Source organism: Arthrobacter sp. K5 (assembly GCF_040448525.1).
GTDB lineage: Bacteria > Actinomycetota > Actinomycetes > Actinomycetales > Micrococcaceae > Arthrobacter > Arthrobacter globiformis.
Genome location: NZ_CP159279.1, coordinates 3,803,518 through 3,824,045 on the forward strand (window position 1 = coordinate 3,803,518; position 20,528 = coordinate 3,824,045).

At 66.0% G+C, this 20,528-nt stretch carries 22 protein-coding genes; 14 read left to right on the forward strand and 8 right to left on the reverse strand.

Translation table 11 applies throughout. The annotated features are described in order from the left end of the window. Window positions 1–62 precede the first annotated feature (62 nt). On the forward strand, window positions 63–776 hold the full coding sequence (locus ABRP34_RS17335) for an ankyrin repeat domain-containing protein (RefSeq protein ID WP_353713394.1): 714 nt from the start codon (window positions 63–65) through the stop codon (window positions 774–776). Between the two features lie 47 nt (window positions 777–823). Here the strand turns inward: ABRP34_RS17335 and ABRP34_RS17340 are convergent, their stop codons facing one another. Together ABRP34_RS17340 and ABRP34_RS17345 are read right to left on the reverse strand one after the other, a co-directional pair. Then, complete coding sequence (locus tag ABRP34_RS17340) at window positions 824–1,498, reverse strand: CoA transferase subunit B (RefSeq protein ID WP_353711127.1); 675 nt, start codon at window positions 1,496–1,498, stop codon at window positions 824–826. A gap of 13 nt (window positions 1,499–1,511) precedes the next feature. Beyond that, a complete protein-coding gene (locus ABRP34_RS17345; RefSeq protein ID WP_353711128.1) occupies window positions 1,512–2,228 on the reverse strand; it encodes a CoA transferase subunit A in 717 nt (238 codons plus the stop codon). A 177-nt stretch (window positions 2,229–2,405) separates the two neighbouring features. On the opposite strand from ABRP34_RS17345, the gene ABRP34_RS17350 reads away from it, so the two are divergent. Then, window positions 2,406–3,200 carry an IclR family transcriptional regulator gene (locus ABRP34_RS17350; protein WP_353711129.1) on the forward strand — a complete coding sequence of 265 codons (795 nt, stop codon included), beginning with the start codon at window positions 2,406–2,408 and terminating at the stop codon, window positions 3,198–3,200. Between the two features lie 160 nt (window positions 3,201–3,360). Then, window positions 3,361–4,275: an NADP-dependent oxidoreductase gene (locus tag ABRP34_RS17355; RefSeq protein WP_353711130.1), complete on the forward strand. Its 915-nt coding sequence runs from the start codon at window positions 3,361–3,363 to the stop codon at window positions 4,273–4,275. Window positions 4,276–4,355: 80 nt separating this feature from the next. Here the strand turns inward: ABRP34_RS17355 and nadE are convergent, their stop codons facing one another. Then, window positions 4,356–5,210, reverse strand: a complete 855-nt coding sequence (nadE, locus tag ABRP34_RS17360) for an ammonia-dependent NAD(+) synthetase (protein WP_353711131.1) — start codon at window positions 5,208–5,210, stop codon at window positions 4,356–4,358. A gap of 181 nt (window positions 5,211–5,391) precedes the next feature. Between nadE and ABRP34_RS17365 the strand changes: the two genes are divergently transcribed. The 5 genes from ABRP34_RS17365 to ABRP34_RS17385 all read left to right on the forward strand — a co-directional run bounded on the left by ABRP34_RS17365 (window position 5,392) and on the right by ABRP34_RS17385 (window position 9,877). Further along, window positions 5,392–6,654 carry an FAD-dependent oxidoreductase gene (locus ABRP34_RS17365; RefSeq protein WP_353711132.1) on the forward strand — a complete coding sequence of 421 codons (1,263 nt, stop codon included), beginning with the start codon at window positions 5,392–5,394 and terminating at the stop codon, window positions 6,652–6,654. 10 nt (window positions 6,655–6,664) lie between these two features. Then, window positions 6,665–7,246 (forward strand): orotate phosphoribosyltransferase, encoded by a 582-nt coding sequence (gene pyrE, locus ABRP34_RS17370; protein WP_353711133.1) that lies wholly within the window; start codon window positions 6,665–6,667, stop codon window positions 7,244–7,246. An 85-nt stretch (window positions 7,247–7,331) separates the two neighbouring features. Beyond that, window positions 7,332–8,090 carry a GAF and ANTAR domain-containing protein gene (locus tag ABRP34_RS17375; RefSeq protein ID WP_353711134.1) on the forward strand — a complete coding sequence of 253 codons (759 nt, stop codon included), beginning with the start codon at window positions 7,332–7,334 and terminating at the stop codon, window positions 8,088–8,090. 92 nt (window positions 8,091–8,182) lie between these two features. Next, complete coding sequence (locus tag ABRP34_RS17380) at window positions 8,183–8,743, forward strand: hypothetical protein (protein ID WP_353711135.1); 561 nt, start codon at window positions 8,183–8,185, stop codon at window positions 8,741–8,743. Window positions 8,744–8,827: 84 nt separating this feature from the next. After that, complete coding sequence (locus ABRP34_RS17385) at window positions 8,828–9,877, forward strand: thioesterase domain-containing protein (RefSeq protein ID WP_353711136.1); 1,050 nt, start codon at window positions 8,828–8,830, stop codon at window positions 9,875–9,877. Here the strand turns inward: ABRP34_RS17385 and ABRP34_RS17390 are convergent. Beyond that, on the reverse strand, window positions 9,874–10,710 hold the full coding sequence (locus tag ABRP34_RS17390; RefSeq protein WP_003802131.1) for an HAD-IIA family hydrolase: 837 nt from the start codon (window positions 10,708–10,710) through the stop codon (window positions 9,874–9,876). The two genes, ABRP34_RS17385 and ABRP34_RS17390, sit on opposite strands and share 4 nt — an antisense overlap. A gap of 52 nt (window positions 10,711–10,762) precedes the next feature. On the opposite strand from ABRP34_RS17390, the gene ABRP34_RS17395 reads away from it, so the two are divergent. Both ABRP34_RS17395 and ABRP34_RS17400 read left to right on the forward strand, forming a co-directional pair. Further along, complete coding sequence (locus ABRP34_RS17395; RefSeq protein ID WP_003802133.1) at window positions 10,763–11,434, forward strand: RNA methyltransferase; 672 nt, start codon at window positions 10,763–10,765, stop codon at window positions 11,432–11,434. 141 nt (window positions 11,435–11,575) lie between these two features. Next, a complete protein-coding gene (locus ABRP34_RS17400; RefSeq protein ID WP_353711137.1) occupies window positions 11,576–13,054 on the forward strand; it encodes a cytosine permease in 1,479 nt (492 codons plus the stop codon). Between the two features lie 151 nt (window positions 13,055–13,205). On the opposite strand, the gene ABRP34_RS17405 is transcribed toward ABRP34_RS17400, so the two are convergent. Then, on the reverse strand, window positions 13,206–13,910 hold the full coding sequence (locus tag ABRP34_RS17405; RefSeq protein ID WP_353711138.1) for an IclR family transcriptional regulator: 705 nt from the start codon (window positions 13,908–13,910) through the stop codon (window positions 13,206–13,208). A gap of 132 nt (window positions 13,911–14,042) precedes the next feature. Continuing rightward, window positions 14,043–14,708 (reverse strand): Lrp/AsnC family transcriptional regulator, encoded by a 666-nt coding sequence (locus ABRP34_RS17410; protein WP_353711139.1) that lies wholly within the window; start codon window positions 14,706–14,708, stop codon window positions 14,043–14,045. A gap of 122 nt (window positions 14,709–14,830) precedes the next feature. Between ABRP34_RS17410 and ABRP34_RS17415 the strand changes: the two genes are divergently transcribed. From ABRP34_RS17415 to ABRP34_RS17425, 3 genes are all read left to right on the forward strand, one after another. Beyond that, window positions 14,831–15,106 (forward strand): hypothetical protein, encoded by a 276-nt coding sequence (locus ABRP34_RS17415; protein ID WP_353711140.1) that lies wholly within the window; start codon window positions 14,831–14,833, stop codon window positions 15,104–15,106. Window positions 15,107–15,253: 147 nt separating this feature from the next. Continuing rightward, window positions 15,254–16,273: a class II fructose-bisphosphate aldolase gene (gene fbaA, locus ABRP34_RS17420; protein WP_353711141.1), complete on the forward strand. Its 1,020-nt coding sequence runs from the start codon at window positions 15,254–15,256 to the stop codon at window positions 16,271–16,273. Between the two features lie 2 nt (window positions 16,274–16,275). Then, the gene (locus ABRP34_RS17425; protein ID WP_003798389.1) at window positions 16,276–16,698 is read left to right on the forward strand and encodes a DUF3151 domain-containing protein; all 423 of its coding nucleotides are present in this window, start codon (window positions 16,276–16,278) and stop codon (window positions 16,696–16,698) included. Between the two features lie 144 nt (window positions 16,699–16,842). On the opposite strand, the gene ABRP34_RS17430 is transcribed toward ABRP34_RS17425, so the two are convergent. After that, window positions 16,843–17,475 carry a uracil-DNA glycosylase gene (locus ABRP34_RS17430; protein ID WP_353711142.1) on the reverse strand — a complete coding sequence of 211 codons (633 nt, stop codon included), beginning with the start codon at window positions 17,473–17,475 and terminating at the stop codon, window positions 16,843–16,845. A 221-nt stretch (window positions 17,476–17,696) separates the two neighbouring features. After that, window positions 17,697–18,908, reverse strand: a complete 1,212-nt coding sequence (locus ABRP34_RS17435) for a cobalamin-independent methionine synthase II family protein (RefSeq protein WP_353711143.1) — start codon at window positions 18,906–18,908, stop codon at window positions 17,697–17,699. A 308-nt stretch (window positions 18,909–19,216) separates the two neighbouring features. Here ABRP34_RS17435 and ABRP34_RS17440 point away from each other — a divergent pair, with 308 nt between their 5' ends. Next, a complete protein-coding gene (locus ABRP34_RS17440; protein WP_003798405.1) occupies window positions 19,217–20,506 on the forward strand; it encodes an adenylosuccinate synthase in 1,290 nt (429 codons plus the stop codon). Window positions 20,507–20,528: the final 22 nt, after the last annotated feature.

Consider the following 20,528-nt stretch of genomic DNA (forward strand, 5'->3'; position numbering starts at 1 on the left):
GGGCCGTGACCCGGGACGCGTACGACGGCGGCCGGCCGGCCACCGCTCTGCCGCTCGCGGGCGTGGCTGTACTCGTTTCCCTGCTGGCGGGGTGCGCTTCGGGCTCCCCGGCCGGCTCCCCTTCGGCGGGCAGCCCCGGGGCAGTCAGTTCGGCGCCGGCCGGTTCAAGCCAGGGCAGTTCGGCCAGCCCGACGGCGGCGGGAGGTTCCGGAGTGAGCGGGACCGTGCGGCCGCCGTCGTCGACACCCCCCGCCCCGCGTCCCTCCCAGCCCCCGGGTGACCAGCGGAAGCTGGACCAGCGGCTGGTCCTGGCCGCGAAGGCCAACAATGCTGCGCTCGTGGCGCGGCTGATCCGGGAAGGCGGGAACGTGAACGCCAAGGATTCCATCCAGGACTCGGCCTTCCTGTACGCCGGTGCCGAGGGCTTCAACGAGGTTCTGCGGCTGACCCTGGCCAACGGTGCGGACGTCAGGAGCACCAACCGTTTCGGCGGCACCGCCCTGATCCCGGCGAGTGAGCATGGGCATGTGGAGACTGTACGGATCCTCATCGCCGCCGGCGTCCCCGTCAATCACGTGAACAAGCTCGGCTGGACCGCGATGCAGGAAGCCATCCTCCTCAACAACGGAGGCCCGAGGCAGCAGGACGTGGTCCGCCAGTTGCTCGATGCCGGCGCCGACCCGAATATCCGCGATCCGGAGGGCAGGACGGCTTTGGAGAACGCCGAGCGGCTGGGCTTTGCCGAGATCGCCCGGCTGATCCGCGAGCGGGGCTGAGGTTGAAGGGGTGAGGTTGAGCAGGGTTGGGGGTCAGGGCCGCAGCGTCAAAGTCCGGCCGGTTCGGCGAGCCCCGCCGCAACCGTAAACGCCGCCTCCGTCTTCTCCCGGATTTCCTCCACGGTGACGCCGGGGGCGAGGCGGGTGAGCGTGAGCCGCCGCCCGCCGTCGTCCGTCTTTTCAAGGTCGAAGACTGCCAGGTCGCTGATGATCCGGTCTACGACGCTCAGGCCGGTGAGCGGAAGGGTGCACTCTTTGACGATCTTGGCGGACCCGTCCTTGGCGTTGTGTTCGGTGAGGACCACGACGCGCGGGGTGCCCGCGACGAGGTCCATGGCGCCGCCCATGCCCTTGACCATTTTGCCGGGGATGGTCCAGTTGGCGAGGTTGCCGTTGCCGGAGACCTGCATGGCGCCCAGGATCGCGACTTTCACGTGGCCGCCGCGGATCATGCCGAACGAGGTGGCGGAGTCGAAGATGCTGCCTCCGGGCAGGACGGTGACGGTCTGCTTGCCGGCGTTGATCAGGTCGGCGTCCTCCTCGCCTTCGTAGGGGAACGGGCCCATGCCGAGCAGCCCGTTCTCGCTTTGCAGGATCACGCGCACGCCGTCGGGCAGGTTGTTGGCCACCAGCGTGGGGATGCCGATGCCGAGGTTGACGTAGTCGCCGTCGTTCAGTTCCTCGGCCGCGATTGCAGCCATGTCATTCCGGGTCCAGGCCACGGGAGTCTCCTTCTTAATTGTTGACGAGTTCAGTGCGGGGGCGGACGGTGCGCTGTTCGATGTCCTTGATCCTGGTGCTGGCCTGGACCAGTTGCTGGACGTAGACGCCGGGTGTGACGATGTGGTTCGGGTCCAGGGCGCCCGGTTCGACGATGACCTCTGCCTCGGCGACGGTGACGGCGCCTGCGGTGGCCACGACCGGGTTGAAGTTCCGGGCGGTATAGCGGTAGAGGAGGTTGCCGTCCGTGTCGGCGGTGTGGGCGTGGACCAGCGCGACGTCGGCGAGGATGGCGCGCTCCCGGATGTACGTTTCGCCGTCGAACACCTCGTGCGGTTTGCCTTCGGCCACCAGGGTTCCCACCCCGGTTTTGGTGTAGAACGCCGGGATGCCGGCGCCGCCGGCGCGCAGCCGCTCGGCCAGGGTGCCCTGCGGGGTGAACTCCACCTCCAGCACCCCGGCGAGGTACTGCTCGGCGAACAGCTTGTTCTCGCCGACGTAGGACGCGATGACCTTGCGGACCTGGCCCGCTTCGATCAGGATGCCAAGGCCCTTGCCGTCCACACCCATGTTGTTGGACACCACGGTCAGATCCTTGACGCCGGAATCGCGCACGGCCTCGATCAGGTCGGCCGGAATCCCGCTGAGCCCGAAGCCGCCCACCGCAAGGGTGATCCCGTCGGCAAGCACATCGTGCAGGGCCTCTGCGGCGCTGGATTTCAGTCTGGACATCGCATCTCCTCGTTGAGCTGTGTCGCAGTCCACTTTATGGACGCTCGTTCTGACTCTGGAGCGTATGTGTGCCCTTGTGGCGGTGTCAAGGTTCTTCCGCGTCACGCCGATCGCGCTTTTACACTGTGGACGCTAGGCTGGGAAGTATCCATATTATGGACTTCCAGGGAGGATGCCGTGAATCAGGTACCGGTCCAGGGCGCTCAGGTCGTCAGCCGCATTGCGGGGCTGCTGCGAATTGTGGGGCGCAAGCCGGAAGGAAGCCCGCTCGTGGAGCTGGTGCGTGACTCGGGGCTGACACGTCCAACCGTGCACCGTCTGCTCACGTCACTTGCGGCCGAGGGTCTCCTCGATCATGATCCCCAGAGCGGGAACTGGGTGCTCGGCCCCGAGGCCCTGCTGATGGGATCAGTGGCCGCCGCGCGCTTTCCGTTGGAGGACCTGGCGCGGCCCAGCCTGCGACGGCTTGCCGAGGAGACCGGTGAGAGCGCCTTCTTCTCGATCCGGAGGGGGGCCGAGACCGTATGCCTGCTGCGGGAGGAGGGCAGCTTCCCCGTCCGCTCCTTCGTGCTTCACGAAGGTGTCCGTTTTCCGCTGGGCGTGGCATCGGCAGGAACAGCGATCATGGCGTTCCTGCCCGAGGCGGAGCAGGAACAGATCCTGGGGGACTGGGCTGGCCACGCCGGCAAATACTCCAACGGACACCCCGAAGACGTGGTCCGGGACAACCTGCGGCAGACCCGCCGGCGCGGCTACTCGGTGAACCCGGGCCTGGTGCTGGAAGGCAGTTGGGGGATGGGCGCGGCGGTCTTCGACCAGGCCGGCCGTCCGTCGTGGGCGCTGTCCCTGACCGGGATCGAACCGCGCTTCCGTGGGGATCGGCGCGAACTGCTGGGTCGGCTCCTGCTGGAGGAGGCCCACCGGCTCACCGTCAGGCTCGGATCGGGTAGTCAGCGCAGGCGGCAGAACTAGCGGCAGCACATCTCCCTGGGCGGAGCGGCCAGTCCTGGTGTCTGCACCCGTCGGCCCGGGAACCGGTACTAACTGTTGTGGTGCCTGCCGGGCGTGCCTACCCTTGCAGAAGGGTTCTTCCCCTTGTGGAAGCCTGGACAGCACCGAAGGAGCCAGAGCCATGAGCACACGGGTCTACTTTGAGGAATACGGCGATCCGCAGGTCCTGAAGGTGGGCACGGAGAAGCTGGCCGAACCGGGTGACGGACTGGTGCGGGTGGAATTCCGGGCGGTAAGCGTCAACCCTGCTGACTGGAAGCTCGTGGCCGGCTATCTGCAGAAGTGGGTTCCGCTGGACTTTCCGGCGGTGCCGGGCAGCGAGGCGGCCGGCGTGGTGACCGCCGTCGGGCACGCATTCGAGGGGTTTGCCGTGGGGGACGAGGTCATCTGGAACGGACTGCTGGGCGGCTACCGGACGGAAGCCGTGGTGCCGGCGGACCAGCTGACTCCCTTGCCGGCGGGCGTGGACTTCGAGCAGGCGGCGTGCATCCCCGTGGCAGGAGGCACGGCGTATTCGGCCCTGAAGCAGCTCGCCGTGGGAGCGGGGGACACGGTGCTGATCCATGGCGCCGCAGGCGGGGTTGGCTCCGCCGCGGTCCAGATCGCGCAGGTGTTCGGTGCGAGGGTGATCGGCACCGCGTCGGAAGACAACCAGGAGTACCTCAGCGAGCTGGGCGCCGAGCCCGTGACGTACGGTCCCGGGCTTGCGGACCGGGTCCGGGCGCTGGCCGAGGACGCCGGTACAGTCACCGCGGTCCTGGACACTGTGGGGAGCGGGGACTCGCTGGCGGCAACAGCCGAGCTGCTCCAGGGCGTCGGCCGGGCGGTGACCACCGTTCCGGGCGAGCAGTCATCCGCGGCCGGGCTGGCCGCCGTCCAGCAGCTGGAAGGCCGGGTGGCGGAAGTGGGGACGCTCGCCGCCGAAGGACAGATCACCTTCACGATCGCGCACCGGATGCCGCTGATCGAGGCCGCCGACGCCCTGGAAATCAGCCGTGGCGGCCACGGCCGCGGGAAGATCCTGCTGCTGCCCTAGGACCTGCCGCCCTAGGACCTGCTGCCCTAGGACCTGCCGCCCTAGGGCCGCCTAGCTAAACGGCCGCTCCAGCCAACGCCTTAGAGTCCTGCGCGGCCTTCTTCCGGGCCCTCGTGCTTCCACCACGTGTCGAAGATGCTGACCGGAACGGTGCGCTTGTGCCGGGTCCGCAGGTACTTCTGTTCGATCAGCTCTGCTGCGGTATCGCCGACGTCGCGGCCCTCGAGGTAGTCGTCGATCTGGTCGTAGCTCAGGCCCAGTTCGTCCTCGTCGGTGCGGCCGGGCCTGTCGTCCAGGAGGTCGGCCGTGGGCACCTTCTTCCACACCCGTTCCGGGGCGCCGAGGTGCTCCAGCAGGGCACGGTTCTGCCGCTTGTTCAGGCCGAACAACGGCAGGATGTCGGCGCCGCCGTCGCCGTACTTGGTGAAGAACCCGGTGACGGATTCAGCACCGTGGTCGGTGCCGATGACGAGGTAGTTGTGCTCCCCGGCCAGGGCGTACTGGGCGATCATGCGCGTGCGGGCCTTGGTGTTGCCCTTGTGGAAGTCGGAGATCCCGTTGCCGACAGTCTTTTCGAACTCATCCTCGAAGCCGTCGACGGCGGCGGAAATGTTGAAGGTCCATTCCTTGGAGGCTTTGATGAAATCCAGGGCCGCCTGCGCGTCCTCCTCGTCGTGCTGGACGCCGTAGGGAAGGCGGACCGCCACGAACTGCGCGTCCGTACCCTCTGCCTGCAGCTCTTCGACGGCGAGCTGTGCGAGCCGCCCGGCGAGCGACGAGTCGAGGCCGCCGGAGATGCCCAGGACGAAGCCCCTGGTGCCGGTGGCCTTGAGGTACTCCTTGAGGAAAGTGACGCGTTTGCGCACCTCCTCTGCGGGATCGATCCGGGGCTGGACGCCCATTTCTTCGATGATCTTGGCCTGGAGTGTGCGCATGGGAAACAGCCTAGTCAGCGGAATCCGCAAGGCTCAACTGTTTCCGCCCGAGTCCCGGCGCGAGCGAACACTTGAGCCCCACGTGCCGGGGCTTAAGTGTCCGTTCGCGCTTTCGTGCCGGGGCTGAAGTGTCCGTTCGCGCTCTGTGCTGCCGCGGGCCGGGAGGCGTACCGTATGGCTCATGGAGAGTACAGGGTGCGTGGTGGTGGGCGGCGGGCCGGCCGGCATGATGCTGGGCCTCTTGCTGGCGCGGGCCGGCGTTGAGGTCACCGTCCTCGAAAAACACGGCGACTTCCTCCGGGACTTCCGCGGCGACACCGTCCACGCGTCCACCATCCGGCTCATCGACGAACTCGGCCTCGGCACCGAGTTCCGCGGGCTGCCGCAAAGCCGGCTGCGCAACGTGGCCTTCCCGACGCCAGGCGGCGGCCTGGTCACGCTGGGAAATTTCGCCGCGCTGCGGCCGCCGTACAACTACATCGCCATGATGCCCCAGTGGGACTTCCTGAACTTCCTCGCCCGCGCCGCCGAACAGGAGCCAACGTTCACGCTCCTGATGGAGCACAAGGTGAGGTCCCTCATGTCCGACGGCGGACGGGTCACCGGTATCCGGTACGTCACCAAGGACGGCACCGAAGGCGCGCTCCGCGCAGACCTCGTGGTGGCCACGGACGGCCGGCATTCAGTACTGCGTCAGGCGGCGGGACTGAAATCGAAGGAATACCCGGTGCCGTTCGACACATGGTGGTTCAAGCTGCCGCGGGCGGAGTCGGAGCAAGGCGAAGTCGCAGGAATCGTTCCCGCCTTCGGGGACCGCGACGCCGTGATCGCCCTGTTCAGGGACACGTACTACCAGATGGGCTACTTCGCCCCGAAAGGCGCCGGTGACCGCATCAAGAGCGAGGGCGTGGAACGGTTCCGGGAACGGATCGCCGCGCTGCGCCCGGACCTCGCCGACCGCGTCGATGCCATCGGGTCCCTGGACGACCTCCACTGGCTGGATGTCCGGCTGGACCGCCTGCAGCGCTGGTACATCGACGGGCTGCTGTGCATCGGCGACGCCGCGCATGCGATGTCCCCGGCCGGCGGCGTGGGAATCAACCTGGCCATCCAGGATGCCGTGGCTGCGGCGGCCCGGCTCGCGCCCGCGTTGCTGCGCGGGAAAGTCACGGTGCAGGATCTTGCGGCGGTGCAGCGGAGGCGGCAACTGCCCACGGTCATCATCCAATCCGTCCAGCGCCTCATGCACCGGGGCGTCTTCATCCCGCTGTTTACCGGCAAGAGGTCGGGTCCGCCGGCTGCGGTGATGTACCTGGCCCGGCATGTTCCCGTCCTGATGGGATTGCTGCCGCGGATGATCGCGCACGGACCCCTGCCTGAGCACGCACCCGCCTTCGCCCGGCGGATGGACGCGGGGCCCGGCAAGGTACCCGGCACCGACTAAACTGGAGCCCATGACTGCCACCCCGGACTCGCTTTCCAACACCGCTGCCCGTGCCCGACTTCTGGAACTGATCAAGGAGCTCGCGGTTGTCCGCGGCAAGGTCATTCTGTCCAGCGGAGCCGAGGCCGACTACTACATCGACCTGCGCCGCATTACCCTTCACCACGAGGCCTCCAAGCTCGTCGGCCAGGTCATGCTGTCCCTGATTGACGACGCCGGCATCGACTTTGAGTGTGCCGGCGGCCTCACGATGGGGGCCGACCCGGTGGGCACCGCCGTCATGCACGCCGCCACAGATGCCGGCCGGGCCATCGACGCTTTCGTTGTCCGCAAGGCGCAGAAGTCCTACGGCATGGGCCGCCAGGTGGAAGGGCCCTCCGTCGAGGGCCGCAAGGTCCTGGTCCTTGAGGACACTTCCACCACCGGCGGTTCGGCCCTGACCGCCGTCGAGGGTGTGCGTAACGCCGGCGGCCATGTCGTGGCTGTCGCCGTCATCGTCGACCGCGACACGGGCGCCAAGGAAAAGATCGAAGCCGAAGCCGGGGTGCCGTACCTGTACGCCTTCAGCAAGGACGAGCTCGGCCTGAGCTGAGCCACCGCCCTTGTGGACGGTACCGTCCGGGTGGCCTAGTATTTCCGTACCCCGGATCAGTCCTTTCCTTTTGGAGCACCCCGTCATGCACCCGTCGAAGCAGGCCCTGAGCAGTGTTGAGCAAGTCCAGAACCTCATTCTGGAGAGCGCCGACTTTGAGGACTTCCTCAATGAGTTGGCGCGGTACTCGGCGCACCAGGTGGCGGGCGACGGGGACGACGCCCTCTGCGGTATCACACTGCTGAGGGACCGCAAGGCGGCGACGATCGGCTGGAGCAGCGACTTCGCCCGGGAAGTGGACGAAATCCAGTATTCACTGTCCCAGGGGCCGTGCCTGACCGCGGCGGAGGAAGAACGGGAAGTGCACGTTCCGGATCTCTTCGAAGAGGACCGTTGGGGGCCTGACTACGCCAATGCCGTGGCTTCCCACGGGCTTCGTTCGGTGCTGTCGCTGCCCTTTAGCCTGCAGGGGGAAGCGAAGGCCGCGCTCAATCTGTACTCTGACGTGCCGCACAAGTTTACTGAGGTTTCCGCGGCCCGCGCCCGCGGGTATACCCGGGAGATCTCCCAGGCCCTGCGCCTGGCGGTCAGGTTTTCGCTGCACACGGACAGTGCGACGAATCTCCGCGCGACGTTGGAATCCCGGACCGTCATCGACATCGCCGTCGGCATCGTCATGGCGCAGAACCGGTGCAGCCAGGCGACTGCCGTCCGGATCCTGACCGATGCCTCAAGTCACAGCAACGTCAAACTTCGCGACATCGCGGCGTCGCTGGTGAACTCGGTGGGCGGCGCGGAGGCGCGCACACACTTCGAGGAGCCCGGGAAGGTTCAGGCAGGATAGCGCCGCGGCCCGCTGCTTGTGCGGCCGGCCTGCGGGGGATAGGCTGTCTGAGGTTGAGCCGTCGGCCATAGACACCCCTTTTTGGAGTACCTATGGACAACCAGCTTAATTCCCTCATTAAGATTAACGATGCCAACGGCACGGCGCGGATCGATGTCCGGGGGAGCCTTACCCAGGCGTCCCGGCCCGAACTGATACTCGAAATCCGACGCGTCCGCAGGATGGGCATCTCGTCGCCCATCACTGTGGATCTTTCCCAGGCCGCTTTCGTAGAGTCATCGGCGCTCGCGGGCCTTCGCTTCGACCTCAACACCCTCGACGCCGGCGCATGGCAGGTCTCCTCCCGGCCGGCGCCAGGAGTCCTGCTGGAGGTTTTCTCCAGCCGCGACACCGTGGCCGAAGCCCGCGCGGACTTCACCGCGCTGACCGACCCGGCAGGGCTGACCGAGGCGCAGGTCGACGCGGGATTCCGCCCCTTATCCACTTATTCCTCGCACGAACTGCTGGCGGCGAGCGACTCGGTCTTCGCACTGCTGGACGATCCCGCCGGGCGTTCCGGACATGAACTGCTGGCCCGATACGAGGCGATCGGTGAGGAAATAGCCCGCCGGGAATCGACCGAGTCCGCGGTGCAGCACGCCACACCCAGCTGACCAGGGGATGCACCTCACAGGATTCGAACCGGCCGTTGGAGCCGGAACTGTGCCTGCGGTTAGAAGTGTGCCTAGGGTAGTCCAGTGCCATATGAAGGGGCCGCCGGCCAGACGGGCCGGCAGAAGGCGCCGGGCGCAGACGCTGCCCGGTTGCTTCGGCGCGCCGCAGACCTGAAACGGTTCTCCCGCCGGACCTTCCTCTCCGGAGCAGGCGCGTCCACCGTCCTTGCCGCGGACATGCTGTTCACGAAGCGCGTGCAGGAGGAGCGGCAGGTTCACAAGATCCTCGCGGTTGAGGACGACTTCGCGCAGAGCTACTTCCCAAACGCCAGCTGGATCCTGTTCCCCGGATACAAGACGAGCTGGGAAGAGGCCCAATGGATCCTGAACTCACTCCGCGGCAGCCTCCGGCTGCGCGGCCAGCTCGCGGCGGCAGGGTATTCGAACCTGGGACTGGACATCGACCAGCTGGTGATCGCGGTGATCGAGCACGTCCGGGCGCACAACATCACCACCCTCTACTTCTACGGCCACAGCTTCGGCGGCATGGTGGCGACGCAGGTGGCCGCCCGGCTGCTGGAGCTGCACGGCGTCAAGGTTGAGCTGATCGTTCTCGACTGCAGCCCCTACAGCAAGTTCGACGTCCTGGACCAGAGTTGGTTCGACGGCGTGGTGTTCCTCTACGAAAGCGGCTTCCGGATCCCGTCCGTGCTGCGCGGGGGCTACGAGCTGGGGGAGCGGGTGGTACACAAGGACGAGCGCACGTGGCGGCAGATTCTCGACCAGACACTGGAACAGCTGTCCCCGATCGCCCCCTCGAGCGTACTGGTCCAGACGGAATCCGCCTACATTTACCACTTCGATGCCACGCGCTTCGCGGGCCAGATCGGGGACACCCGGATGGCGTACATCGGAAATCCGCGGGACCAGACCGTCAACTACCAGACGGCCCGCGAATCGTGGGCGCGTACGTTCGCCGCCAACATGGTCTCTGCCGACCGGCAGACCACGGGGGCGCTGCCGGCCCACGCCAGCCCGGGCTGGAACCCGTTCGTGTACCGGCCCATCCTCGAGGACCTGGAGAACGAGATCTTCCCGCTGCCCGGAGGCGGCGGGAAGATGACACCGTTCTAGATCTGGTTCTTGAGGTCCGCCACGGAGTTCAGTACCTGGTTGGGGCGGAACGGGTAAGAAGCAATGTCGTCGCGCTGCGTGATGCCGCTGAGCACCAGTACGGTGTGCAGCCCGGCTTCCATGCCCGCGATGATGTCGGTGTCCATGCGGTCGCCGATCATCGCGGTGGTCTCCGAGTGCGCATCAATCTGGTTCATGGCCGAGCGGAACATCATGGGGTTCGGCTTGCCCACAATGTACGGTTCCCGTCCCGTGGCCTTGGTGATCAGGGCGGCGATGGCGCCGGTGGCGGGCATCGGGCCCTCCTTGGACGGGCCGGTGGCGTCCGGGTTCGTGGCGATGAAACGCGCCCCGGCAAGGATCAGCCGGATCGCCATGGTGATCGCTTCGAAGGAGTACGTGCGGGTTTCGCCGAGCACCACGAAGTCGGGGTTCTGGTCGGTGAGGATGAAGCCGGCCTCGTGGAGTGCCGTCGTCAGCCCTGCCTCACCGATGGTGTACGCGCGGTTGCCACTGTCCGGTCCGCCGGCAGATACCTGGTCCTTCAGGAACTGGGCGGTGGCCAGGGCCGACGTCCAGATGTTCTCCTCCGGGATTTCCAGGCCGGAGGCCCGCAGCCGGGCGGCGAGGTCACGAGGCGTGAAGATCGAGTTGTTGGTCAGGACCAGGAACCGCTTTGAGGTGTCCACCCAGCGCTGGATCAGTTCCGCGGCGCCGGGTACGGGCTGGTTCTCATGCACCAGGACCCCGTCCATGTCGGTGAGCCAGCACTCAATTTCCTGGCCACTGCGGTAGACGGCCGCCGATGTCTTTACCTTGTCCGCTTCTGCCATGTCATTCCTTCACCGAGATGTTTGCGTTCGGAGCCCAGTCTAGTGTTGAGGGGTGACGCAAACGCCCGGGACACCCGAACCCCAACCAGACCAAAACGAAACGCCGGAGCCAAAGCCGGAGGTCGGCGTCGGGCCCTGGGAAGGTGAATGGCCGGCCGGCGACCACTGGGATCCTGACCTCCTGGCCGACGGCGACCGGCGCAACGTTGTGGACAAGTACCGGTACTGGAAGCACGAGGCGATCGTCGCGGACCTGGACGCCAAGCGTCACGATTTCCACATCGCCATTGAGAACTGGCAGCACGACCTCAACATCGGCACCGTGGTGCGCACCGCCAACGCGTTCCTCGCCAAGGAGGTCCACATCATCGGACGACGGCGGTGGAACCGTCGTGGAGCGATGGTCACCGACCGCTACCAGCACGTCCGCCACCACCCCACCGTGGAGGACTTCGTGGCCTGGGCTCAGGCGGAGGGGCTGGCCATCATCGGGATCGACATCTTCCCCGACTCCGTGCCGCTGGAGACCTACGAACTGCCGCAGAAGTGCGTGCTGGTCTTCGGCCAGGAAGGCCCGGGGCTGACCCCGGAGGTCCACGAGGCGGCGGAAGCAACACTGTCCATCGAGCAGTTCGGGTCCACCCGCTCCATCAACGCGGGCTCGGCCGCGGCGATCGCCATGCACGCCTGGGTGCGCCGGCACGTGTTCGGCCAGCACGTCTGACCCCCTGAATCACAGTTTTGCCGCATTGTCCGAAACCCCGGACGCAACGTCGCGGCTTTCGGGTGATGCCGCTCACAGCGCGTGCTCAGATTGATTGAAAGGTTGGGGGACCTCGATCCGGTCGTCAAAGTGAGGAACAGCATGCAGGCCACAACAAAAACGGGATCAGGGCCGCGCGTTGAGCGCCGCTCCATCGACTTCGTCCCGGAAGACGAACGTCACGGTTCCCCGGCGCAACAGTTCACCCTGTGGTTCGGGGCGAACATGCAGATCACCGCCATCGTCGATGGTGCCCTCGCCGTCCTGTTCGGAGCGGATGCCTTGTGGGCGATCATTGGCCTGCTCATCGGCAACCTTCTGGGCGGGGCTGTCATGGCGCTGCACGCGGCCCAAGGGCCCAAACTTGGGCTTCCGCAGATGATTTCCAGCCGGGCCCAGTTCGGCATTCTGGGTGCCGTCATCCCGCTGGTGCTGGTGGTCATCATGTACCTTGGGTTCGCCGCCACGGGCACCGTCCTGGCTGGCCAGGCCGTGGACCAGATCCTGCACACCGGCACGCCGGCCGTGGGGATGGTCCTCTTCGGGGCGCTGACCATCCTCGTCGCGACGCTGGGCTACAAGTACATTCACATGATGGGCCGCATCGCCACGATCGTCGGAGTGCTCGGCTTCACCTACCTCGGCATCAGGCTGCTCATCAGCCAGGATGTAGGCGCCCTCCTGGGGGCGGGGAACTTCGAATTTCCCACTTTCTTGCTCGCCATCTCCCTCAGCGCCGGCTGGCAGCTGACCTACGGGCCCTATGTGGCCGACTACTCCCGCTACCTCCCCTCCAACACTCCGGCCCGCAAGACGTTCCAAGCGTCCTACTTCGGCACCGTGCTCGGTTCCCAATGGTCCATGACCCTCGGAGCTCTCTTCGCCGCCCTTGCTTTGCCCAAGGGGGAGAGGTTTCTGGACGGCCAGGTGGCCTTCCTTGGACACATGAGCGGCGGAGGCCTCATCGCTGTGGTCATCTACCTGGTCATCGTGATCGGAAAGCTTACGGTCAACACCCTGAACGCCTACGGCGGTTACATGACCATGCTGACCTCGGTGACCGCGTTCACCCGCAAAACGGGTGTAGCCACGTGGACGCGGTTCGCGTACGTTGTCGGCTTCATCGGGCTGTCCGTGCTTATCGCCGTCCTGGCGTCGCCGGACTTCATCGCCAATTTCAAGAACTTCGTGCTGTTGCTGCTCATGGTTTTCATCCCCTGGAGCTCAATCAACCTGGTCGACTACTACCTGATCTCCAAAGAAAAGGTGGATATCCCGGCCCTGTACGACCTGAACGGGCGCTACGGGCGCTGGAACAAGTCCGCCCTGATCACCTACGCTGTGGGCATCATCGTACAGATTCCGTTCCTGGCCCAGGCCCTCTACACCGGGCCCATGACGAAGCTGCTGGGCGGTGCTGACATCTCCTGGCTCGTGGGGCTGGTCGTTACAGCCCTGGTGTACTTCCCGCTGGCCAAGAGGACCTCCAACGCACCGTCCCACATGATTTATCCGGCTGAAACGGGCCAAGAAGCAGTGGAACCAGTTACGGATTCCGCACCAGCCAACCCTGCCGGCTAGGCAGCCCTGGCCGGCCCTGATGCACCTGCACTCGACAAACAGTATTGATGCCTGATGAGTGTCCCGGCCACGCGTGGCCGGGACACTCATCGGGTTAAGGGAAGCCGGCCACGGATACCCAGCCTGCGCGATATCTCGCGGGCACAACGGTTCACCTCCGGGATCCACTCGCGGGCCACGTCTTCAATCCGCATTGCCCGTTCCTCCGGCGTCTCGGCATCCTTGGCACGGCGCGCACCACCGGGGGAAACGCCCGGTTGGAGACAGTCAATGTCACGCTAGCCACGGGATAGCGCTCCCGGTCCAGGACGGCAACAGCCACGGAAGAGTAACCAACAGTGATTTCATCCTGTTCCCACGCATAGCCCAGGGACCGCGCCCGCGACAGCAAATCCTGCAGGGCCGGCAAGGACTGCGGCCCGTTGTCATTGCGAACGGTGAAGGCCTCCGGACCCGGAAACAATGCGGCGACCTGGGCAGGATCCATCTGCGCCATCATCGCCCTGCCGCTGGCCGTCAGATGTGCCGGAAGCCGGACACCGGTATCAGTCACCAGAGGCCGCTGGCGCGGAGCGCGTTCCTCGATGACGTAAACGACGTCACGGCCATGCATCACCGCAAGGTGGGCAGTACGGCGGGTGCGCCCCACCAACTGCGCGAGCGGGTGACGGGCGATGCGCTGAAGAGGGGCTTGCCGTGAATAGCCGGTGCCGAGTTCGTGTGCCGTGACACCCAGCGCATATTTTTGTTCCTCCGGAAGATGGACCAGAAACCCGTCATCAACCAAGGCCGCGATCAACTGATACGTCGTTGACCGCGGCACTCCCACGTCACGGGCGATGACCGAGGCGGCCACTGGGCCGGCCTGTTCCGCGACGTACCTAAGAACGGCAAGAACCTGAACGGCGGCAGGGGCTTTGGGGCGCAGCGGTGAGCTACTCACTCTCCCAGAATACGCCCGCTGGTGTCCGGCATACCGGACACCAAGCTACAGACCTTCCGTCCACAGCGGCAGCGGCACCACGCTGCGGCTGCATCCTGATTCGTCCAGGACATGGCCCATCCGCTTGAATGTCCGGACCACGGCCTGCCGGGAGATGACGGTACTTCCCGGAGCCCGATCGGCCAGTTCGCGCTCGTACGCCTGGACTTGCAGGTAGTCACGGACCCACATGGTGACCAGAAGGTTCTGCGCCCCCAGGACCTGGGCGCTGAGGCGGCAGTTGCTGAGTGCCGCAAAGTAGTGGCCGACGTCGTCAACGTAGTGCGCGGGGACGTTCAGGACCAAGATGACTTCCCGCAGTCCCTGCTGGGCCGCCGTCGACGTATCGCAGCGCAGCGCTATGTAACCCGTGGCAAGGAATCGCTCCACCCGCCGGCGTGTGGTTTGCGGCGAGACGCCGCACGAGGCACCCAGCCCCGCCCAGCTGGCCCGCCCGTCCCGGGCGAGCTCTTCCAGCGGTGCCGCATCCAGCCGGTCCGGAGCGTACGCAGGCTGCCCAGGCAGGGGTTCCACTGACACCTGCCGGGCGCGTGCGGGTTCCAGGGTCCCGCTGCGCCATTCCGACGCCTGGCGGTACAGCTTCGTGACGAAAACAACCTCGCGATGCGTGACGCCGGGCAGCCCGGGGAAGGAACCGGTGACTATGTCCATCAGTTCGGCGTGGCTGGACGCAAAGCAGTCCACAAAGAGGTCGTGCGAGCCTCACACGCACGGGCAACGACTACGCAGAACTCCGTCAGGACGCATTCCTGTCAGAGGCCTACCGGGCAGCGATGACGGCCAGAGGCAGGGACGTCACGTTCAGCGCCGAGCCGGTGGCCTCCACTGACATGGGAAATGTCTCGCAGCTCGTGCCGAGCATTCATCCCATGGTCGGCTACGACGTGAGAAGCGCCGCGCACCACACCGCAGAGTTCGCTGCCTTCGGTGCCTCCGCGGGTGCGGACAAAGCGGTGCTTGACGGATCGTTCGGACTCGCCTCAGCCGCATGTGCAGCTGCCATAGACCCGGAGCAAACTTGGCGGCTGCTCCGCCGGACGGCGGTGTAGCGGGGAAACCTCTAAGCGCAATGTGTTACCCGGCCGGGTGACGCGAACCACGGCCGGTGCAAAGAAATGGCTAGGATGGTTCCTAGCCGACGAGGTTCACTCCAGGGTCAACCCAACCCGCAGACGAAATTCGATTTAGGAGTCAGCATGCCCATTGCAACCCCAGAGATCTATGCCGACATGATCGACCGTGCCAAGAAGGGCGGCTTCGCGTTCCCGGCCGTGAACGTGACGTCTTCGCAGACGCTGAACGCGGCGTTGCGTGGTTTCGCGGAGGCGGAGTCTGATGGCATTGTGCAGGTTTCCACCGGTGGTGCGGCGTACTGGTCCGGTGCTTCGACGAAGGATATGGTTGCCGGGTCGCTGGGCTTCGCGGCGTTTGCCCGTGAGGTGGCCAAGAACTACAACGTGAACATCGCGTTGCACACGGACCACTGCCCCAAGGACAAGCTGGATGGTTTCGTGCTGCCGTTGCTGGCCGCGTCCGAGGCCGAGGTGAAGGCCGGCCGGAACCCGATCTTCAACTCGCACATGTGGGACGGCTCGGCGGAGACGCTGCAGGAAAACCTGCGCATCGCCCGTGAACTGCTGGACCGGACCGCTGCCGCGAAGATGATCCTGGAGGTCGAGATCGGTACGGTCGGCGGCGAGGAGGACGGCGTCGAGAACGAGATCAACGAGAAGCTGTACACCACGGTCGAAGACGCGCTGGCCACGGTGGAGGCGCTGGGTTCGGGGGAGAACGGCCGCTACATCACGGCGCTGACGTTCGGCAATGTGCATGGCGTGTACAAGCCGGGCGGGGTGAAGCTGCGTCCGGAGATTCTGAAGGACATCCAGGCCCAGGTCGGGGCGAAGATCGGCAAGGACAGCCCGTTCGACCTGGTGTTCCATGGCGGTTCGGGTTCCTCGGACCAGGAGATCGCGGACGCCGTCTCGTACGGCACGATCAAGATGAACATCGACACGGACACCCAGTACGCGTACACGCGTCCGGTGGCGGACCACATGTTCAAGAACTACGACGGTGTCCTGAAGGTCGACGGCGAGGTGGGCAACAAGAAGACCTACGACCCCCGCGTCTGGGGCGCCTCCGCCGAGGCCGGCCTCGCCGCACGCGTTGTGGAAGCAACCCAGCAGCTCGGCTCCGCCGGCAAGACCTTCTAGCCGTGTCCGACGAGTTCCGCAAGAACCTGATGGGCCCCGAGCCCACGCTCCTGCCTGCCGAGACCGAGGTGTACCAGCACCTCGCGCTCGGCGCTGAGGCGCTGGACCTCGTGGAGAAGCACCCGACGTCGTCGCTGTTGTGGGCCGTCCTGGCCGAGGAGGCATGGGCGGAAGGTCGCACCATTGATTCCTACGCCTACGCACGGGTCGGCTACCACCGCGGACTGGACTCGCTCCGTCGCAACGGCTGGCGGGGTGTGGGGCCCATTCCGTGGGAGCACGAGCCCAACCGCGGCTTCCTGCGGGCGCTTTACTCGCTGGGCCGCGCCTCCGCCGCCATCAACGAGGCGGAGGAGCCGGAGCGCATCGAGAAGTTCCTCAACGACTCGGACCCCGGGGCCAAGGCAGCCATCGAGGGCAAGTAAGACAACATCCCCACCGCCTCCCTCGCTTCGCTCCGCTCAGTCAGGGAACCCTCGGCGGCGGCCCGTATACGACGGCGGGCGCTCACCAAAAGGTGAGCGCCCGCCGTCGTTGGTTGAGCTTTGTCGAAACCCGGTGCGTCTCTGTTAGCTGGACTTTTGCAGGCCGGTGCGGGCCATGGCGTCGGCATAGGCGACCTGCATCTCGTCCAGGTACTGCTTCTGCCGCTCGGGGGATCCTGCGAAGGAGCGGCCGCTCAGCGAACGGACCTTGTAGGTCTTCAGTCCGCGGCGCCACAGCAGGGGAACTTCGGTCTTGAGCAGCAGGCCGGCGAGGCGGTTGGCCTCGGTGCCGTGGGCCACGATGACCGAGGCGCGGGGCACCAGGGCCAGGACCTTCAGCAGCGGCTTGAGGCCGGCCTGGATCTGGTCGGGGGTGAACTTGCCGTTCGGCTCACCCGGCGTGTGCCACGGGTGCACGTTCCACGGCATGATGTATTCCGGCCGCAGGCCCAGCTTCCACTGGAGGCCCAGCATGCGGGTGGCGGCATCGTCGTCGCCCGGCATGATGAAGCCGGTGGGCGATGCCGTGCCGATGTTGGAGAAGAGGCTGATGATGCGGCATTCGTCGACGTCGTGCGCGGGGTCGACGTACGGCACCTGGGTGCCCGGCTTGGCGCTCTGCAACGTATCGCAGAGCTCATTGACAGCGGCTACGTTGGGCTCGTACCGGCGCCTCAGAAGCTGTTCGTGGAAAGATTCGGTAGCCAGGGCTGTCATATGGTGCTGTGTCTCCTGCATGTGGGTCGCGCCGCCGCGCCGCAGGCCGGCACGCCGCAGGCATGCCGAGTGCGGCGTGGTGTGAAATGAGATGTGGACCGGTGCTTGACCGATCCTTCCCAGTTTAGCAAGGCGTCCGAAACCGTGAAGCCCTGGCCCTGCACGCCTCTGTGGCGGAGCCGTGCAGGCGGGGGCCTGCAGGGAAGCAAGTGAGGGCTAAATCACTTCCAGAGCCGTTTGGTGGCGAGGCGTGCGCCCTCCCCGAGGGCCTCGAGTTTCGCGACGGCGATCTGCGGGTGGACGCGGCCGCCGAGGCCGCAGTCGGTGGAGGCGATCACGCTCTCGCGTCCCACGAGCCTGGCGAAGCGTTCGATCCGGTCCGCCACCAGTTCCGGGTGCTCCACGACGTTGGTTGCGTGCGAGACAACACCGGGAATGATGACCTTGCCCTCGGGAAGCTTCGTGTCTTCCCATACACGCCATTCGTGCTCGTGCCGCACATTGGCTGCCTCGAACGAGTATCCGCCTGCATTGATTTGCAGGACGGAGCTGATGATGTCGGCAAACGGGATGTCCGTGGTGTGGGGGCCGTGCCAGGATCCCCAGCAGACGTGCAGCCGGATCTGCTCCTCGGGCAGGTCGCGAAGGGCCCAGTTGGTGGCCTCGACCCGGAGCTGGATAAAGTTGAGGTAGTCCTCGAGGCTGGGCTCCGGGTTGATCTGGTCCCAGCTCTCCGCCAGCGAGGGGTCATCGAGCTGGACGGTCAGCCCGGCGTCGATGATTGCCTTGTACTCCTCCCTCATGGCATCGGCGCAGGCGTAGACCAGTTCTTCCTCGGTCTTGTAGTAGTCGTTGGCCACCCGCGCGCAGGAGCCGGGGGACAGCGACGCGATGAACCCCTCGGTGAGGCCGGCTGCCTGCAGGCCGGTCTTCAGGTTGGTGACGTCCGACGCCACGAGGTCCTGCCCGGTATAGGTCAGCGGGCCGGCAATCTTGGGCTGTGCCACGCTCTTGCGGTGGGCGAGGATCCCGGAGGAGGGGTCGTTGTAGGCGTCATTGAACTTCTGCCGGTCCCGGCGGTCAGGGAACGAGGTCAGGACGATATTGCCTGGCGTGGAACGGTGCACCTCAGCATCGGCCCAGCGGTCCACTGTGGTGGGCTCGAGGCCGCCGAGGCGGGCGAACGAGTAGTTCCACCAGGCGCCGTAGTCGACGCTGTTGGACATCGCGTGCCCGTATTCGCCGTCGTTCGGGACGTCGATGCCCAGGTCCTTTTGGCGGCGGACGATGTCCACCACCGAGGTCTCCAGGAGGTCCAGGAATTCGGGTGTGATGCCGTCGGCTTCCCTGGCTGCGTTGGCGGCGATGAGCTCCGGTGTGCGCGGCAGGGAGCCGGCATGGGTGACGCGGATGTGGTCGGTGTTCAGTGACAAGGCAGGGTCTCCTCAGCCGCTCGGGATGGTCCACTCTCACTTAAGTCCTCGGCCGGAGGCAGTGGCAAATCACCGGCGGAATGTGTCGCCGGAATCTGCCGCACGGGCGAAATACCAAAAGCCATACTTTTGTCACCGATCCGCTAAACTTGGGTGGTAAGAGCCCCGGAACTCTTGCGTCCCTTCCCCGGTCAGCGCCGCGGGTTCGGGCGACGAATTCGGGGCATTCTCATGAACGGCGCCGACCTCCGGTTGAAGCACCTCGGTGATGCAGCCGGGCTAGGCCCGAACGAATGGGGGAGGATCCCATGCCAGCAATCGTGATCGTCGGAGCCCAATGGGGCGACGAAGGAAAAGGTAAGGCCACCGACCTGCTTGGCGGCCGCGTCGACTACGTAGTGAAGCCGAACGGCGGCAACAACGCCGGGCACACCGTCGTCGTCGGCGGTGAGAAGTATGAGCTCAAGCTCCTTCCGGCCGGCATCCTCAGCCCCAACGCCGTCCCCATCATCGGCAACGGCTGCGTCGTCAACCTCGAGGCACTTTTCCAGGAGATCGACGGCCTCGAAGCCCGCGGCGCGGATACCTCCAAGCTGCGCGTTTCCGCCAACGCACACCTCGTGGCACCGTACCACCAGGTACTGGACAAGGTCACTGAACGCTTCCTCGGCAGCCGGGCCATCGGCACCACCGGCCGGGGCATCGGCCCGGCCTACATGGACAAGGTGGCCCGCCTGGGCATCCGCGTCCAGGACGTCTTTGATGAGTCCATCCTGCGCCAGAAGGTGGAAGGCTCGCTGCGCCAGAAGAACGAGCTCCTGGTCAAGGTCTACAACCGCCGCGACATCGAGGTGGAGGAGATCGTCAGCTACTTCCTCTCCTTCGCGGACCGGCTGCGGCCCCTGGTCGTCGACAGCACGTTCGTCCTGAACAAGGCCCTGGACGAGGGCAAAGTGGTGCTCATGGAGGGTGGGCAGGCCACGTTCCTCGACGTGGACCACGGCACGTATCCGTTCGTCACGTCCTCCAACCCGACAGCGGGCGGCGCCTCGGTGGGCTCCGGCATCGGACCCACCCGCATCTCGCGGTCCATCGGCATCATCAAGGCCTACACCACCCGTGTGGGCGCAGGCCCGTTCCCCACGGAACTCTTCGACGAGATGGGCATGTACCTGCAGAAGACCGGCGGTGAATTCGGCGTCAACACCGGGCGCCCGCGCCGCTGCGGCTGGTACGACGCCGTCCTGGCCCGCCACGCTTCCCGCGTCAACGGCTTCACGGACTACTTCGTCACCAAGCTTGACGTGCTCACCGGCATCGAGCAGATCCCCGTGTGCGTGGCCTACGACGTCGACGGCGTCCGGCACGACGAAATGCCGATGACGCAGACCGAATTCCACCACGCCAAGCCCATCTTCGAGTACTTCGAAGGCTGGACCGAGGACATCACCGGCGCCCGGACCCTGGAGGACCTCCCGGAGAACGCCCGCAACTACGTGCTGGCCCTCGAGAAGCTGTCCGGCACGCGCTTCTCTGCGATCGGCGTGGGACCGGACCGCGACCAGACCATCGTGGTCAACGACCTGATCAACGACTGACGCCGGAAGCGTCCGGTAACAA